This is a genomic window from Pseudoalteromonas sp. NJ631 (genome assembly GCF_000276645.1).
Classification (GTDB): Bacteria; Pseudomonadota; Gammaproteobacteria; order Enterobacterales; family Alteromonadaceae; genus Pseudoalteromonas; species Pseudoalteromonas piscicida.
In genome coordinates, this window is record NZ_AKXJ01000008.1 from 191,844 (window position 1) to 208,926 (window position 17,083).

Annotated in this window: 13 protein-coding genes; 6 read left to right on the forward strand and 7 right to left on the reverse strand. The window is 39.5% G+C overall.

Features of this window, described 5'->3' with window-relative positions; genetic code table 11:
* The first annotated feature begins 206 nt into the window (after positions 1 to 206).
* From A587_RS0115000 to A587_RS25375, 3 genes are all read left to right on the forward strand, one after another.
* A complete protein-coding gene (locus A587_RS0115000) occupies positions 207 to 1,559 on the forward strand; it encodes a sigma-54-dependent transcriptional regulator (RefSeq protein ID WP_026001006.1) in 1,353 nt (450 codons plus the stop codon).
* Positions 1,540 to 2,814 (forward strand): sensor histidine kinase, encoded by a 1,275-nt coding sequence (locus A587_RS0115005; protein WP_017218248.1) that lies wholly within the window; start codon positions 1,540 to 1,542, stop codon positions 2,812 to 2,814. The genes A587_RS0115000 and A587_RS0115005 overlap by 20 nt, the downstream gene beginning before the upstream one ends.
* A gap of 190 nt (positions 2,815 to 3,004) precedes the next feature.
* A complete protein-coding gene (locus A587_RS25375) occupies positions 3,005 to 3,130 on the forward strand; it encodes a hypothetical protein (RefSeq protein WP_017218249.1) in 126 nt (41 codons plus the stop codon).
* A 532-nt stretch (positions 3,131 to 3,662) separates the two neighbouring features.
* On the opposite strand, the gene A587_RS0115015 is transcribed toward A587_RS25375, so the two are convergent.
* The 3 genes from A587_RS0115015 to A587_RS0115025 all read right to left on the reverse strand — a co-directional run bounded on the left by A587_RS0115015 (position 3,663) and on the right by A587_RS0115025 (position 8,198).
* Positions 3,663 to 4,403, reverse strand: coding sequence for an ABC transporter ATP-binding protein (locus A587_RS0115015; protein WP_017218250.1), 741 nt, complete (start codon positions 4,401 to 4,403; stop codon positions 3,663 to 3,665).
* Positions 4,404 to 4,435: 32 nt separating this feature from the next.
* A complete protein-coding gene (locus A587_RS0115020; RefSeq protein ID WP_017218251.1) occupies positions 4,436 to 5,692 on the reverse strand; it encodes an HlyD family secretion protein in 1,257 nt (418 codons plus the stop codon).
* A 67-nt stretch (positions 5,693 to 5,759) separates the two neighbouring features.
* Positions 5,760 to 8,198 (reverse strand): ABC transporter permease, encoded by a 2,439-nt coding sequence (locus A587_RS0115025; RefSeq protein ID WP_017218252.1) that lies wholly within the window; start codon positions 8,196 to 8,198, stop codon positions 5,760 to 5,762.
* 782 nt (positions 8,199 to 8,980) lie between these two features.
* Here A587_RS0115025 and A587_RS0115035 point away from each other — a divergent pair.
* The 3 genes from A587_RS0115035 (at position 8,981) to A587_RS24115 (ending at position 12,547) form a co-directional block, all read left to right on the forward strand.
* Positions 8,981 to 9,805, forward strand: coding sequence for a capsular polysaccharide synthesis protein (locus A587_RS0115035; RefSeq protein WP_332306259.1), 825 nt, complete (start codon positions 8,981 to 8,983; stop codon positions 9,803 to 9,805).
* 946 nt (positions 9,806 to 10,751) lie between these two features.
* Positions 10,752 to 11,771 carry a cupin-like domain-containing protein gene (locus tag A587_RS0115040; protein ID WP_017218255.1) on the forward strand — a complete coding sequence of 340 codons (1,020 nt, stop codon included), beginning with the start codon at positions 10,752 to 10,754 and terminating at the stop codon, positions 11,769 to 11,771.
* A 545-nt stretch (positions 11,772 to 12,316) separates the two neighbouring features.
* Positions 12,317 to 12,547 carry a transposase gene (locus A587_RS24115; protein ID WP_269744838.1) on the forward strand — a complete coding sequence of 77 codons (231 nt, stop codon included), beginning with the start codon at positions 12,317 to 12,319 and terminating at the stop codon, positions 12,545 to 12,547.
* 212 nt (positions 12,548 to 12,759) lie between these two features.
* Here the strand turns inward: A587_RS24115 and A587_RS24120 are convergent, their stop codons facing one another.
* From A587_RS24120 to A587_RS0115065, 4 genes are all read right to left on the reverse strand, one after another.
* Positions 12,760 to 13,713, reverse strand: coding sequence for a hypothetical protein (locus A587_RS24120; protein ID WP_017218257.1), 954 nt, complete (start codon positions 13,711 to 13,713; stop codon positions 12,760 to 12,762).
* Positions 13,714 to 13,865: 152 nt separating this feature from the next.
* Positions 13,866 to 14,999, reverse strand: coding sequence for a glycosyltransferase (locus A587_RS24525; RefSeq protein ID WP_017218258.1), 1,134 nt, complete (start codon positions 14,997 to 14,999; stop codon positions 13,866 to 13,868).
* 75 nt (positions 15,000 to 15,074) lie between these two features.
* A complete protein-coding gene (locus A587_RS24530; RefSeq protein WP_017218259.1) occupies positions 15,075 to 16,064 on the reverse strand; it encodes an aspartyl/asparaginyl beta-hydroxylase domain-containing protein in 990 nt (329 codons plus the stop codon).
* Between the two features lie 114 nt (positions 16,065 to 16,178).
* Positions 16,179 to 17,083, reverse strand: a 905-nt coding sequence (locus A587_RS0115065) for a thioesterase domain-containing protein (RefSeq protein WP_026001007.1), incomplete at its 5' end; no start/stop codon positions are given.

Sequence of the window (17,083 nt, forward strand, 5' to 3'; positions counted from 1 at the left end):
GTCAGTTTGAACAGGACAATCACCTTGACGCTCTTTGCTAGGCGTGTATCATTTTATTTATATCGAATGTCAAAATTTTCACAATTAATATCGAGGTCTTTGCTTTTATTTCAGTGATTTGATCAGATAGGGGATCGAGACTGTTGCGTAGATTTCTTCGATAAAGGAAGTATTGTTCCTACAACTTGCTACTATTAAAGGCCATTATGAGTAACCCCCGTATTTTGATTGTTGATGACCGCCATGACATTTATTTGAGCACAAGCTTTGTGTTAGAAGATAATGGTTATGTCCCCATTGAAGCAAATAGTCCAGAACAAGCAAAAAACGTTATTAAACAACAAAGTATTGATATTATTTTGTTGGATATGAATTATTCATTGGATATCACCTCAGGGGAAGAAGGCATTGCGTTTCTAACCTGGTTGTCTGACTCCGAGTTCAATATTCCCGTAGTCGCGATGACCGCGTGGGCGAATGTATCGCTTGCCGTAAAAGCGATGCAACTCGGGGCAGCTGAGTTTATTGAAAAACCTTGGAAAAATCAGCGTTTACTACAAATAATTAAGCAACAACTTGCGATGTCTGATTTGCAAGTCCAAAATCAAAAATTGCAGCAGCGTTTAGAGTTGGAAATCAAACCAGGGTACGAATGGCGTTCACCTTGTATGTTAGAGTTACTCGAGCAAGTCAGTCACGTTGCCAAAGCTGATGTAAATATTCTGCTAACTGGGGAAAATGGTACAGGCAAGAGCATGCTTGCAGAAAATATACACGCTTTATCTCTGAATCAATCAGGTCCTTTTATTTCTGTAAACATGGGAGGCATTGCAGAAAACCTATTTGAGAGTGAAATGTTTGGCCATAAAAAAGGCGCTTTCACCGACGCTAAAAGTAGCCGTATTGGACGTTTCGAGCTGGCAAATGGGGGAACATTATTTCTAGACGAAATAGCGAATACCCCACTTTCCCAACAAGTGAAATTGTTACGAGTGTTAGAGTCGGGCAAATTTGAAGTACTCGGCTCGAGCCAAACACTGCAAATGAATACACGCGTTATTTGTGCAACAAATGGTAATTTACCCAAACTCATAGCTGAAGAAAAATTTAGAGAAGACTTATTCTATCGACTTAATACCCTTGAGTTTAGAGTGCCCTCATTACGGGAACGCCACCAAGATATTATTCCTTTGGCCGAACACTTTATTGGCATATTTACCAATAAGTACCATAAAGCAGAGATCACACTTAATACACAAGCCAAAGAAAAGCTCGCCTCTTATCATTGGCCTGGTAACATTCGTGAATTGAGCCACCTTATGGAAAGGGCAGTACTATTGGCTAAGGGTCAGGATTTAGCTGCACATGATCTACCTATTCAAGCGCTGAACGCTGACAAAGAACTGCCAATGATGACACTGGAACAGGCTGAGAAAAGACTCATAAAACAGGCTTTGATCAAAGCATCTAATAACATGTCTCAAGCAGCTAAACTACTGGGATTAACAAAGTCCTCCTTATATAGACGTTTGGAAAAATATGGTGATATTCAAAAATAAAACACTTGAAGGGTATATCACTTTTTGGTTGTCATTGGCTACCTTACTGTTTTTGAGTGTCTTATCTTTACTGCTCTTAGAACTCAACCTGTCAAACGGTATGGTCCTGCTCTCAACGACAGTGGTGGCGCTACTTTCTTTTGTATCAATAGCCCGATTTCGTGCACAAGTAACATCCAGCTTTAACCGCTCATTACTGCACATTGATGCACTTAGACTAGAAGATTATAAACAATATGCGAAACCGCGCTTTCCCCTCGGCGTTGTAGGAAAATTCCATCAACAATTAAGAGAGTTTAGCGAGGACTTAGCAAAGAAAAAACAACGCTATGATCAACATGCCTTTTTGGTTTACCGACTGATTGATCAATTGGATACTCCAGTACTCGTTTTTGACCACAAAAATCAATTAACTTATGCCAACGGCGCATTTGGTTATCTTTATAAAGATAAATCCTGGCAAAGATATAGATATGCCTCACCAAAGCGACTTGGGCTGATAGAGGGAAGTGGAGGCTGGCAGTTAGAGCAGAATAACCAGCAGTGGCAAATAAGTCAAAGTACATTTATTGATGCGAATGTCGCACATAAACTCTTGGTATTCACAAATATAGAAGCTGCAATCAGGAATAGTCAAACTGATGCATGGAAGCAGATAATCAGCGTTATTGGGCATGAAATTAGAAATTCATTAACGCCGGTGTGCTCCATAGCTGAGAACTTAGCTGAACGAGCTAGTTCAGAACGTGACTCAGAAGCGCTCGCGTTAATTTCAGATCGCTGCTTGCACCTTCAAGACTTTATTAATCGATATGCCTCACTGTCAAAGCAAATAAATTTACATTATCAGAGTATGTCAGCGCAGCTCATGGCTGATAGATTATTGAGGCTTTTCCCAGAGGTCGATATTACTCCCATTGTGGTAACAAAGTGGATCTGGGCAGATCAATCTTTATTGGAACAGGTACTCATTAACATAATTAAAAACGCCCATGAAGCCAATGCGAATCAAGTCTCAGTTGAGTTTGTCAAAAAGGGGGATAAAACCATTATTAGAGTTGTAGACAATGGTCATGGTTTTGCCAATATTGGCAACCTATTTGTACCTTTATTTACCACTAAACAAGATGGTCAAGGCATAGGGTTAAGCTTTTGCCGTAATATTATCGAACAACATCAAGGGAGCATTGACCTGGCTAACAATGAAGAAAAAGGGGTCACCATAACAATATCGCTGCCACTGAAACCAACATAAAACAAATAGCTCAATATTGATTCTAATTTCCATAGAAGGGAGAGTTGAGCAATTCACAATAAACAGACAACACGCCTGTTAGAAAAGAAGGCAATAAATTTATTTAAAACAACTTATTGATGAAAACTTACTATTCAACGTGGTAAACAAATCACCATAATAATAAAAAACAATAACAAGGAGCTAGTCAATGAAAGATAAACAGGTTAATGACATTGAAAATATTCAGCTGATCCTGTGGGCATTTGAAAAAGGCTATGGCTTGGGACGTGCAGATGTAACTGAAGGTATTTACATTGAACGCGACAAGTACTAAAGCATTTTCAGTCAGAGCTGCAGAACATTAGCTGAGAATAATACTATATAGCCCTCTCATTTTGAGGCCTCATATGAAACTGATATGACCGCCACCCGTCTTTATAGCGGTGACTGCTAGCTTTAGGTTTGAGCTAAACTCTTCTCATCCCGAAACGATTCTCCATCAAACAATATGACTAATGGAGCCATGCCACAGAGTGCGCTTATTATTGTAATAAGCGCACTCATTGGTACATATCATTGAGATGATATCGATTCAATTTTTTCTATGGTCAATATCGTTAATTGCGAGGTAAAGTTGACAGTCAGGATACTCAACTTTGCCACAGTGATCGAGACCTCGGTCAGTTAAAAACCAGAATATTAACTGTCTTTCAAATCAACAAGCCAGGAGCTTGTCTGGGACTAATTCAGCAGCGTACACATAGCAGCATTGAGTAATAAAATCGCGATATTCGTACCTGAATCCAGACCAGACTATTGCTCGCTAGGCATTATGAGTTACCCCTAGCAATCAATGGCGCTTTTACCTAGCCCACAGCTGCGCTTTCTTCAGAGCTTGAAGCTGAGCTGATCGGTTTCTTGTCTGGAACAGTTAGAATTTCACCATCTAACAATTGCAATCGTGTCGTCGCTCTGTCCGCATAACACGCTTCATGCGTTACCATACAAATAGTAGTACCGTTTTGATTTAACTTATCCAGCATATCCATAATTTGATCACCGGTATTTGAATCAAGGTTACCAGTTGCTTCATCAACTAGGAGTATGGCTGGCTCAGCCACAAGTGCTCTGGCAATAGCGATTCTCTGCTGCTGACCACCTGAAAGTTGATTGGGCTTATGCTGGCTACGATGAGTCATACTGACCATTTCTAAACACTTATTAACACGCTGTTCGATTTCATTTTGGCTCAATTTTTCTTTTCGATAACGTAAAGGTAGTGCCACATTATCGAACACTGAGATTTGATCTATCAAGTTAAACGATTGGAAGATAAAGCCAATTTTACTATTTCTCACTTCAGCGGCTTCATCAAGTGACAAGCTTTCTACATTAATACCCTCTACCTTATACTCGCCGCTGGTTGGCATATCCAATAAACCAAGTAATGATAGTAGTGTTGACTTTCCGCAGCCAGACGGGCCTGATATAGAAACATAGTCACCTTCGTAAATCTTTAAACTTACATCTTTTAAAGCGTACGTTTCCATCTCATCTGTTTCAAAAACTTTTGAGATATTCTTCATTTCAATTTTAACGTTTTTCATTTTTTCGATCCTGCTATGAATTTGTAATTTCTTTATTGTGTAATCGTTACTTCAGGCACAGTATTTTTTAAGTTAGATAGATCAGAAATAATAAATACATCATTCACGGCTGCGCCTGAAACTACCTCAATATATCGTCCAGCCAATTTGCCAAGCTTGAGCGTTTGTAACTGTGCTGTAGAACTGTGATCGTCTAAACGATACAGGTCAATCTCACTGTGTGCTCTGGCATTTGCAGGGCGTTTAATATAGTGAATTTGTTGTAACGTATCTGCGGTGATCATTGCATTGACATTGAGTTGCGGCCTTGCACTGACAGGAAGTTCACTCGGTAATGCAATTTCAACTTCTACAGTGTTGTCTTGTACAATCGGATCTATACGCGTTACGTGTCCGACGATTTGGTCTTGACGCGTATTAACAGTCGCCACTTGACCAATGGCAACTTGCTGCACTTGGCTTTGAGGAACTCTGATTAATGCGATCAAGTCTGTAACACTCCCCACTAAAGCAATCTCTTGCCCAGGAGACAAGCTTTGTCCCAGTTCAACATGCAACTCTTGTAGCACGCCAGTGAAACCGGCTTTTATTTCAAGCGCAGCCAGCCGAGATTGAGCGTTGTTGACCTGACCTTGCTGCTGTTTCACTTGCTCTTGCAGTATATTAACCGATTCTTGGTGAACTAATTTTAACTGTTCAATACGCTGCTCTAATATATCAATGCGCTTCCCCAGTTGACGTTCGTCTAATACGGATTGTTGAAATGTCAGTTGCGACACAATACCCGTTTCGATAAGCTTTTCTTCGGCTTGGCGATCCAGTGTCGCCGCTTCATATTGCGCACTCATTTCAGCCAAGTTAGCCGACTCATTCAGCAGCTCTCGTTGGTTATTCAGCTTTAGTTGGCGTAGATTTGCTTTGATCTGAACGAGTCCTTGCTCAGCATTATTCAGTTCTTGAAGCAACTCAGGGTTATCCAGACGCACAATCACACTGCCCTCTGTCACATAAGCTCCTGGTTTTAATACAACTTCTTTTACAGTTGCTTGAGTCAACGCGGTTAAAAGCTGCTGTTTATTTGAACTCAAAATCCCATAACCTTCCGTCGTCACATCCAAATCACCATAAACAACTTGCTCAACCAAAATATCCTTTCTTGACAGCGAGACAGAGTTAGCAGTTTGCATTGCCCACACAAATAATGTGATCACCAACAGAAATGCTGCGATGCCTATCTGGTACTTGCCTAACAGCAGCTTGTTTTGAGATTTCTTTTTAACTACATCCATCAAATATCAACCTTGTATTTTTTATCCAAATATCAGCAATGAATATCCACTAACCTGACAGACTTCATTAATTACCTCTAAGGGAGCGGAACGGCCTATTATTAATAATAGATCTCAATGGCCAATAGCAGGCGAACAATACCATGATACTGATCAGTAAAATTGTGCCAAAGAACACCAAAAACAGCTGCGAGTTAACATACTCTGTTAATGCATCTGAGAAGCCTAAATACAACCCAAGCATCGCAATCACACTGATCACAAAACCAATAATGACAGATATGGCATTGTCTTTAATAATTAAAGACACAATATCACCTCGCTTGGCCCCGATAGCTAGGCGAGTTCCTAATTCAAAGCGGCGCATTTGAATTGTATAACTGAGAATACCGTGCAACCCAATGGCGGCTAAAAAGAATGTTAATGCAGCTAACACCGCACTCGTGATTGCCGTAATGTATTGAGAGAAAAGCATTCTGTCTCGCTGTGCATTAAGAGGCTCTAACACAGATACAAAAAATTGGCGGTTCACATTTTGCAGTGTGTTGGCTATCACTTCTCGGGATAAAGATTGCTGAGGTTTTAGCTTGATCAAAAATTGAGGTGTTGATTCTTCAGATGGAATATACGCGCGTACAGGCACATCACTGTCTGTCGACATTTTTGCTGATTTCACAACACCAATAACTGTGCGCCACTCAACAACTGTAAATAGCTTTGTTCCAATGACACTCCCTTGCGCACTGCCATTCGCACGCAGTTGATTTGCATAAACATCGTTAATAATTATGACTTTGTTTTCATCTTGGAAATCAGCTTCGCTAAAGTAATCTCCCTCAATGAGGGGCTGGTCAATAAGTTGAAAATAGTTATCATCAATATACTTGGTCTCAACCAATGACAATTCTTCTTCATCGGTACCCACTGTTATACGTCTAGACCCCCTCAGAGGTAATACACTTTGAGAAACGTCTTCTACTTGCGGCAATGCTAGTAGCTCCTTTTTCAGCTCCATCATAAGGGACTTTCTTTCCTCTTCAGACAAGCTATTTGCAGAGTTTACTTTTACTGTCAACGTAGAAACACTTTCCGTACTAAAGCCAAGTGGCTGATTAATTACTTTTAATGAGTCTTTGAGCAAAACCATGCTAATGAATACGAGCAAGATAACTAGACTTACTTGAGAGATAATAAGTAATTGTCTAACGGTTTGTGAAACTTGGATCCCCGTACCTTTACCACTCGATTGCAACGTCATGTTTAATGCACTGTAATTGATCATCCCAGAGCTTATTCGAGCAAATAGTCCCCCGAGCATCACAATTACCAAAAATGCGCTACAAAGAGTAAAAGCATTGATCGACAGCTCATCAACACGAGGTAAGCTTTGTGCCAGGTACTGTTGAAGCAACCAGAATCCCAAGCTTGCGATCACCACACCCACAATGACAGAAACGCCAACGACCAATCCTGACTGAGTTAACAGTGATTGAAATATTTGTCTTTTGCTGGCACCTACAGCCGCTTTAATTGCCAACTCTCGTTGCTGTTCAACAGTGCGAGACATAAATAGATTCGCAATATTTGCTATTGCAATGAGTACTAAAGACACCACACCTGCAAGCAATAAAGTAATTGTTTGTTTGCTGTCGCCTAACACGACATCTTTCAGTTGTTTGAGTTCGATTTTTACTGACCAGTCTTTTAACCCAGAAATTTCCGTTACGTTTTCTTGCCAATGGCTGTTAAAAGGACCAGTCAATGTTTGCTCAACTTGAGAGATGCTTAAATCACTGTCAAGCTTACCCATAAAGCGTAAGTTACGCGCAAAAGAGCCAAAGCTCTCTCTCATATCAGATTGATTTTCTCTATTGTAATCCCAAGAAAGAAATACATCAGTTTTTTCGCCCACACCTCTTATGCCTGGCTCGATAAAGTCTTTGCCTAGTACACCAACCACTCTGTAGTCTGTGTTGTCGACTGTAATCGCTTGTCCAAGAATATCACTGTCGCCATTAAACTCCCTTTGCCATAGCTCATAACTTAATATAGCTGCTGCATTGTAACTGTCTTTCTTTTCGGTATCTTCAAAGACACGGCCCATTGTCATACTGTTAACCCCTAAAAGGCTAAACCAACCAGGTGTTACAAAAGCATTGGTTACACTTGGCTGAGAAGGCAATGAACCCACAATACCACTTTCAAAGCTCACCAGCGCGGTATCTGAAAACACTGTTTGATTATCAAATAGCCTAATGAGACTTGGGTATTCATAGGCATTTGCCAGTTTCCCTCGATTCTTGTCAACCACAACAGATTCAACCATAAAAAGCTTTTGCTGCTCTGGGTAAGGCAAAGGCTTTAATATAACTACATAAGCTAAGGTGAGAATGCATAACAAGGCCCCTAACGTTATCCCTAACGTGGTCACTATCGCGACCAGAAAGCCTTTACTTTCTCGCAGACCTTCCCAAGCCTGTTTGAGCAGATAAATACCGTGGTTCATCCTGTCGTTCCTATTTTTACTTATTAAAGGTAATCATTTATTTAGCACTCTTTCAGCGAAAAGTGTGCCAATGTTATTTCTCTATGTTTTAAATATCAAAAAAAGACAATTAAACATTATTTATCAATAACTTAAAAAGATAAGTTTATATTGAAAAATAACTAGTGCTTAGTATCTTTACTGAGCACTTAAGTAGGTGCTTAGACCGATATTGGGATCGAAGTGACCGATAGCGGACACCCTGCCCATTTTAAAGTTGTAATCAAATTCAGATCAATTTAACTCTTTATGTGTATGGTCCCGAGACAAACACCACCATAAAGACATGGCGTAAAAGTTACTCAAGCCAGCGTTTTTAAAATATTACCGGCCTCAAGGTCATGCAATAACCTTTACTGCATACAAAAATATGGGAGTACTCGGTGTAAATGCCGTGCAGCAATGCCCCTTCACTATTCATCTGACCGCAAAAATAATGGAATGACGCATGTATATTGACGCAAAAGCAAAGAGTAACCTAGGCGAAAACCATATAGTATTGCTAGAATTAACACAATGGGATCAGAGCTTTAGATTCATTGATTGCCCAGTTCCACAAAAGTTGCATTCTAAAATGATATAGGTTACGGTCTAATTCGGTCAAGAAAATTATAATTAAGCCGACCGCTTTGAACTTCGCAAGAATGGATTTGATATGCAGTTTATAAACGAGCTATTTTCCAACCTAGTGAGTTGAACCACTGAAAACCAACTCGTCAAATGTAAATTTGATATGAAAATTAATTAAAACCTTTAATATTTTAAAACTGAGTTTTAATATGAAACAGAAAAACGTATTTACTTATTGGAGTGGGCCGAAGTACACATTAATTAAAGAACTTGAAGAACTTATGGTACTTCATGCTGAGGGTAATTACACTCTACACTTATTAAATGAAACCAACATCACTGACTATATCGAAGTCCCAGAAAACTTTTCTTCTCTCAATCCCGTTCAGCAGTCAGACTACATTCGGGTTGCTGTGATTTGTGAGTATGGCGGCCTATGGCTAGATGCAGACACGCTAGTAATGGGCTCTCTGGACCCTCTTTTTGATTATCTAGAGACGCATGATGGCTTTTTCATGATGGAAAACAATGATCACTGTGTAAACGGAGTTTTTGGTTCAAAAAAACAAACACCATTTATGACTGTTTGGTCTGGCCTCAACCACATAGTAACTTCAAACTTAGTACCTTTAGCTGAGTATAGTGAAATGCTGGGGATAAAAGCTTGGGGCGTGAATGGAGTAAAAGTGATTCGCACGCTAACCAGCATAGGTTCACCTCTGTTGAATTCATATAAGATGTTACAGGGTTTAGATACCATTTATCCTGTGAATTGGCCCGAACTCGTCGAAGAATTTGCTGAAAAGCCCTATGAAAACTACAAAACCATTCAAAGAGATTTTCAACCACTAATTGTGTTTGCAAACTCATTATACCTCCATCTAAAAGATGTGCCGCAAGCAGAATTGAGTGAAATGGATAATGCATTAGCTTACTTTTTGAAAACCTCGAGAGAGGTAGCTATGAGCACTAAAAATGAGGTACCAGCTCAACTGTAAGTCTCTGGAGTCTTTACTGCTATAGAACATAATTGAGAATTTATTAAACAATCAACTTCAAGTAGGTGAAAGATTAGAGCTCCTTATCTGAATCATTTCAATTAGTTGGCTCCCTCAAATAATCTTAGCCTCAGTGTCATATAGTACATACAGCGTCTAAGATTATTTCTAGCTTGAGAAACTGGCTCAGTCATTTTCTATCAATACTAACACCTATTATTCAGATGTTACGCCAGGGTAGGCTGGAAATATCTCACGCATGAGAAGGTTTAAATACCGAATCGACCTAAGAACAAATAATGCCTTCCCGTTGGCACGCTTTAAATTGTTTTATTCTTTTGATTGTTAAAAGACATAACAAAGATGTTTTATTTCTCTTATTATAGAAGCACAAAGGTACGGATCCCCATGTACAGCATGAAGACTGAAGAGGCATCGCTTACGCCTAATAAACGCCTATTTTACGGCCTGAGAAGAGAGGTTACTAACTCTGTAAATGAGTGAAGTTAATCACTTTTCAGACTTGCCTTTGCTATCCGGTGGGAGTATATTCAAGTGTACAATCAAAAAAATATCAGCCACTTGACTAGGTATATATGGTCGATAGCCTCTGTCTGTTTGCCGTCCAAATTAACTCGATGCTCGAGTTCTGTTCATGAGCGGTTGGCTAAAAAGTGATACTCATTATGCCTAGCACCCTGTAATTCACAGGTTCATTATTGAAATAGTGTTATGTCGTGATACTTAGCCCTGTGCATTATTCACTATGAATAGTTTTAAGCTGAGATTGAACATATTACAACAAAAAAGCTACGTATTTCACCTTTACAGGGTGATGAAGTAAAGGGCAGATAATGGGTAGGTTCGTTATACCCTAATTTCAATAAGATAATTTAAGCAATTTTATTAATAGCAACCTTAAGCAACTAAAAGATAGGGGGACCGAATGGAACCATGGCATACGTTAAATATCCAACCCATAGAGCGTGTCGAATTAAGTCGACATGATTTTATAGAAAAATACCGCTTCAATAAACCCGTTATAGCAAAAGGAAGTGCTCGCACTAGTCCAGCCTGTGAAAAATGGACATTGGAATACCTAGAAGAAAAAATTGGGGATGCCGTAATCACGGTTAGTGAATATAGCGAAAACTCAAACAAACACGCACATTCGCAACCACGTAAAATGCCCTTTAGGGATTTTTCACACAAATTTAGAAACAAGGAAGCAGGCTCGAATTGGTACTGGTTCAACGTTTCTGAAAGCGGTAACATTTGGACTAATGATAAGTATGACGAAAAGTTCAATGAGGAAATCAGTATTCTCAGTCATGACTTTCAGCCTCCATCCTTTTTACACCTTTCAGAGCTTATCAATGCACAAATCATTCTTGGTTCAGAGAGTAACTCAACTCCTATGCATTATGACTTCGCCGGTGAGGCCAAATCACTTATGCAAATCAAAGGGCGTAAACACTGTCTACTCGTAGCACCAGAGCATGCGCACCTATTAAGGTTGAACTCAATGTTTGGTGCAGAAGGTAGGCCTAACTACTCTTCTTTGGATGTACGAAACCCAGATCTTGAAAAATACCCAGAACTCAAAGATATACCTGTATATGAAGCAGTTCTTGAGGAAGGGGATACGCTTTACTGGCCTAATTTTTGGCTTCATGATATCAAAAATCTCGATAACTACACTCTGGCAGTTACCAGCTCAATTGATGAACTGCCGGCCAACGTGTTGATGAGGCGGTACTCAGCAGCGACAACATTAGCTGAAATTGTCAATATCCTTGTCGAAAAGGATGACGAAATCGGCTTGAAAGAGCTGAAACCGTTTCTAATGGCTGCAAGAGGTCTGGAAGCAGAATTTCTAAATTCTCCAACAGATATTGCAAACAGATTTTGGAATTGGCGACCAGGGCTGTCAGAAAAAGCCATAAAAATTCTTGCACCAGGGTAATGTAGGGTAAGTTGCGCATTGCAACTATACAACAGTGCATTTGTCGCTTATTATGAGCGCATACACATAACATATGCGCTCTTTTTATGAGATCTTACAATTAGTAATAATCCTATCTGACAACTTTACTGGTCATTTCACTAATTGTGAGAAAAAGCACTGATGAGCTTTATCATTGTTAACTCCGGCATAAACCAAAACAATTACGTAAGCAGCAATTCTATCAATATATGAAGATTATTTTAGACAAAATGGAAGCCGTGTGTGCCAGCTCGCACACTAGAACCCCGGTCGTGACCGATGAATGTTATGAGTGTAATGCAATTAAGGTCGACTGTGCGGTACTCAGAGTGCTACATAGAGTAATGACATGGTGGTAAGCTTGAGTGGGCAATGGCTCTCAATTTACATTAAGTACTAAGGAAGATTGAACTTCTGAAAAGTGCATAAAACTCTAACCTTATACCTGACCGCCCCAATTGGTTAAATTTTAAGAGTGACAACTATCCTGCCATAGGGGGCTAACACAAGACTTATTACCCAAAGTGAAAAAAGGAGCGGTCATTGTGATGGATAATGCCACTTTTCATAAGCGCAATGATATGTTGCAAGCAATAAAAGGTAGCGGCTGTATAGCGGAGTTTTTACCTCCATATAGCCCTGACCTGAATCCTATTGAAAAGAAGTGGGCACAATCTAAGTCAATCAGACGAAAGCTTCGCTGCTCTATAGAAGAGCTGTTTACTAAGCACTTGGACTATCGCAATTTATTTTGATCCAGCTATAGCTCACTCCACAGGGTCAAGTGCTGTTATTAGGCCCACCTAAAATGGGCGTGAGCGTTTCTCGCTTAAAAGCTAGGTAGAGGTATTGCGAACTAAACCCAACCCACAATACACGGACCTACTTACGCCAATCAGTGATACTCATTTTGCATATTTTCACTTAGTAAGCTGATAACCAGCTTCTGAAACAATCAAAGCCTTTATTATACTTCTAACATAATTTCTTCTAATACAGTCTTCACGGAGTCTACTTTACTTTGATTTCTAGCTGTCATTACTTTCTCATCCATAATGCAAAAGTCTATGTAATTTTTAAAACTTGTGAAGTCTTCAAATTGATCGTAACAGCCCACGAATAATGATCCCCAACTTGTCAACGGGAGCGACTGGGCACGATTCTCATTCATAACTTTTCGGAATCCATGCTTTGGGTTTTTCACGATGAACTTAATAGAAATGCCAATCCTTTCAAAGTCTGATGGGCCACTAGAGTGGATTTGGCTTGAGTTAAATATATACGCATCACCTATGATAGGCCTAATTACTGAAGTTTTGTTAAGTTTATTCTTAGATATGATTTTCATTTTCCCCGACTTGCAGTGGTAAAATACTGAGCGACTCATTTCGTCTTTGGATACGCCGATGAACTGCTGAGCCACAGCCAGCATTTTCTCGTCCTCTCGCTGGCCATCATACAGCTGAACCGCCACAGGGTCTCCATTTGGTTGGTACAACTCCGGGACATTATTTCGCTCTAAAACATCAAACAGTGACCTATCATCAAGATTCGCCAATGCACTTTTTCTATACAGTGGGATCCACAGGTTGTAGCAGGGCCCAATACTTCTGTCGATTCCGTCCACATGCCACTCATATTTGTTCGTTTTATGCCTTGTATGGATCTGAGCATTATCTAAATTGACAGGTGCTACAAAATCATTGACATAAGCGAGATCACTTGCTGTCACGCCCGGATGATCCTTCTCAATCGCATCAGCTACTATTGATGAGAAAACGTCCAAGTTTTGGTCAATGAATTTACGATTGACATAATGAAATTGATCGTAAAAGTGGTCTCCACTTTTAAGCCCTTCAAGGGTCGACGATATCAAACCCTTAATGATATCTTTTGGAATTACTTGTTCTAACCTATCCAATTTCTCTACTCCTAATAAATATATACCATTAGATTGATTTAATAATAAAATTGGTAATTTACTCAGCTGAATATCCGCTAATTTCTAGACTATCAAATAGATCTCTGTCAATACGGAGCGCCTGTCACATTTAGCCACTTGGCGATTTTGTATCAATGCCTTAAGAACCACCATCGCAATTTAATTGTCATCGCTATCGACATACATTGGCGACCCAACCAGCCAATATTTAACTTTTTACTATGTGATTTAATTTCTGCTAGCAGCTTGCTATATAGCGCAGATGAAAGTTCGAATAGCCCTTTGTGTTCCTCAAAAGATACCCAATTGATATTGACTTTATTAGGAAAAAATTGATTTTTAACCACAGGCTTTGTGCATTGTTTATATTCAAACAACCGAGTGGCTTGGTCATTTACAAAGTGGTTGAGGTGTATCGCCATAGCCCCCTCTTTGGAGAAATCATGCATCAGTTCGGAATGCGGCGCAGTCTTCCAGTCATCACCTTTGCCATCCAGCGTTTTTTCTATCCGTTTCTGAAAATTAGATACAAATGCAAAGTTAACATAATTATCCTGCTCTGGTGGAACTTCTCGAATGGCTCTCGCAGCTTCATCCATACTTTTCTCGTTCCCTTGAGCAAACCAGACATCCCCAGAAGCATGATGCAGTGAATAAACTGTCATTCGGCGGCTAGACAATTTACATAGCATTGAATAACCCGTAGATTTGAAAATATTAGCTCTATGCCAAGGCGAATAGGTGCCGAATGGGTACTTATTAGAAGAGAAAATGTTCCACTGATAAGTAGACTTAATACCTAGAAACTTAATAGACGGAGCTTTATCACCTAAAGCTTTCACATGAGATTGCAACCTTTCCATATAGTCAATACTTATAATGTCATCGTCATCTACATTGGTTGTCAAAACGTAGTCAGTATCACTTGGAATATGCTGTTCTAACCAATCTAAACCACCTAACTCATCTCGACGAAATACGTGAAGGTGGGTTCTGTCAGCCCTCACTGAAATAAGAGCTTTCAATCTGGTAAGGTACTTTTCTGGTAAGTCAGGGTCTATTATTATTACCCATTCAAAGTCCTGATTTGTCTGTGCCAGTACATTCGGTAAACATGCTGTTTCAAATAATGCAAAGCGATTGTCTAGCAAATGAGGGCTCAAAACGTCATCATGACGCACAAATACATCTGCTGTTTGTTTTTTAATGTCATCAGGGTTTTGTCTATAAGAAAATCGAGTCAGTAATATGTGCTTTACTTTCATGAGGTAATCACCTTTTTATTGTTAATAATTATTACAAGAAGCAATTTATAATTTTATGTTGCTAATTGCGCTGGTTTAATTTTCCCAACTCATCCAGGTATTGGGTATTCTTTGCAAAGGTTGGATTATTTTTTTCTGAACAAATCGAAAGAAAAGCTCTTGCCATTTAGGCATAGGTCTGAATAAGTCGACCATCAATATAACCCGTGTGTGTTCTGTTTTGTTCCAAGCTCGATGATGGTAAAAATCGTCAAATATCATAACCTTACCTTCCTTCCATTTAAGCTTTTCCCCTTCCAGTTCCAAGCAAACATCTCCTTTTGGAATGATTATGCCCAAATGCATTCTCAGGAAACAACGACTAGCGGCTTTATGCATACGCAGATCAGCACCTGGGGCGAGGATGCTTAGTTGCGCATTGGCTAGAGATGGTACGTTTTCTACTAACTGGCTGGTTATTGGAAAAACTTTTTTTGCATTTGCATCAACCTTTCCTTGCTGGGCAATATTAACTGCATGAAACTTTGGAACTTGATCAGGACCTAATGGTATATTCTCAACTCCCACATTGTTGAATAATTTCATTACTTCGTTATGAATTGAGCTATATTGCTTTTCAAACTCTAAAGACCAAGGAAACTGCTGTAGCGGAAATGTTCGATGCTCAATCCCAGAAAGCCTCTGTTCCAATAAATAAACTGTTCTCAGTAAAGCTCTAATAAAAAGCTTTGGTCGATTCCTCTTAACTTTCGTTTTTCTAGCATCTATAAAGTAATCTAAATCTCTTTTCATTACAGAGTCGAGATCCTCAAACCTTGCCGTAAATGTACTGCCAGATACCTCACTGATCACTGCAGGAAAAATCCTAAAAAATGGCAGCCATACAATGCCTCTGACACCCATCTCAGGAATACTGCCATCAGTTTCAAGAACGATATGAGTCTCATGCAACTCTTTTATTGAACAGATCTTTTCCAACTCTGATTTTCCAGTCCAAAGTATTTCATCCACGTCACACATAGATGAAGGAAAAAGTTTCTTTAAACTAGTAATTTTCTTCTTCATTATTGATCCTATAACTAAATAGCATAATTTAATATCAGCAATAACCTGACCTTAATTAAAAGAGCGCTCGCTATCCAAAGTGGAGTTATTTTTCATGCTCAGGTTTTATTGCGTCTATTCTATATTGTTTGTAGTTCTGACAATTATTTCAGAAACCAATTTGGCACTTTTGCCTCTTAACATTGAAAAGTGTTCCCCTTCAACAGAGGTCGTCCTAATTTGCCTATCTGAAAGCTGCTCATGCAAATACTCAACGTAATCACCTCGCTCAATGGGACTATCACAGGCGAAAACAACGGTTACTGGATATAACGTCCTTCTTTGAGGTTTAAACTCTTCAAAGAGATGTACTTGATGATTATATAAATCGTGCAAATGACCTGGTAATGTCAACTCATCTGAGCATTTACTTCTCAGTGTGAAGTCTTTACTTGAAGCAAGCCTAGTCCTCTGCTCAAAATAAGTATCTAACATCACTAAGTCGATTTGATAGCCTTTGGCCTTTAGAGACTCTGCTAGACTCAGCGCTAATGCACCTCCATATGAATGGCCAACTAAAGTGATCCGTGTATAGGGCCTGTTGGCTATGCATTTAGAAAATGCAGCGACGTTTTCATCTATTGTCTTAAAGTATGACTCCCCGGCAATCTGACCTTTGTGTCTGAAAATACCAATTTCCGTGTTAGTTACACCCTGAGCTAAATACTCAACAATGTCTACAAAATCTCTACTCGTACTAGCAACACCAGGGATAAAAATCACACCGGCTTGTGGAGCAGTAGTACCAGCAGTAACTGTTTGCAACAGTGGATTATTTTTTAACCCTTGCTCCAGAGCGTTGAGTAAAGACGCTTGGGTTTGAACTGTCGTATTTTCAAACAAAGATGATAAGTCACAAGTTTTTTCAAATTGCACTTCTATGAGCGACAGTAACTTTACTGCCAACAGGGAGTGCCCCCCTAACTCAAAGAAGTTGGCACCACAACTGATGGACTCAGGTGCCAAATTCAGCAAGTTCG

Excerpts from the sequence above, each read along its gene's own strand:
- A587_RS0115000 (WP_026001006.1), top strand. The coding sequence starts at position 207 with ATGAGTAACCCCCGTATTTTGATTGTTGATGACCGCCATGACATTTAT.
- A587_RS24530 (WP_017218259.1), bottom strand. The coding sequence starts at position 16,064 with ATGAAGAAGAAAATTACTAGTTTAAAGAAACTTTTTCCTTCATCTATG.
- A587_RS25375 (WP_017218249.1), top strand. The coding sequence starts at position 3,005 with ATGAAAGATAAACAGGTTAATGACATTGAAAATATTCAGCTGATCCTG.
- A587_RS0115020 (WP_017218251.1), bottom strand. The coding sequence starts at position 5,692 with ATGGATGTAGTTAAAAAGAAATCTCAAAACAAGCTGCTGTTAGGCAAG.
- A587_RS0115005 (WP_017218248.1), top strand. The coding sequence starts at position 1,540 with ATGGTGATATTCAAAAATAAAACACTTGAAGGGTATATCACTTTTTGG.
- A587_RS0115015 (WP_017218250.1), bottom strand. The coding sequence starts at position 4,403 with ATGAAAAACGTTAAAATTGAAATGAAGAATATCTCAAAAGTTTTTGAA.
- A587_RS0115040 (WP_017218255.1), top strand. The coding sequence starts at position 10,752 with ATGGAACCATGGCATACGTTAAATATCCAACCCATAGAGCGTGTCGAA.
- A587_RS0115025 (WP_017218252.1), bottom strand. The coding sequence starts at position 8,198 with ATGAACCACGGTATTTATCTGCTCAAACAGGCTTGGGAAGGTCTGCGA.
- A587_RS24525 (WP_017218258.1), bottom strand. The coding sequence starts at position 14,999 with ATGAAAGTAAAGCACATATTACTGACTCGATTTTCTTATAGACAAAAC.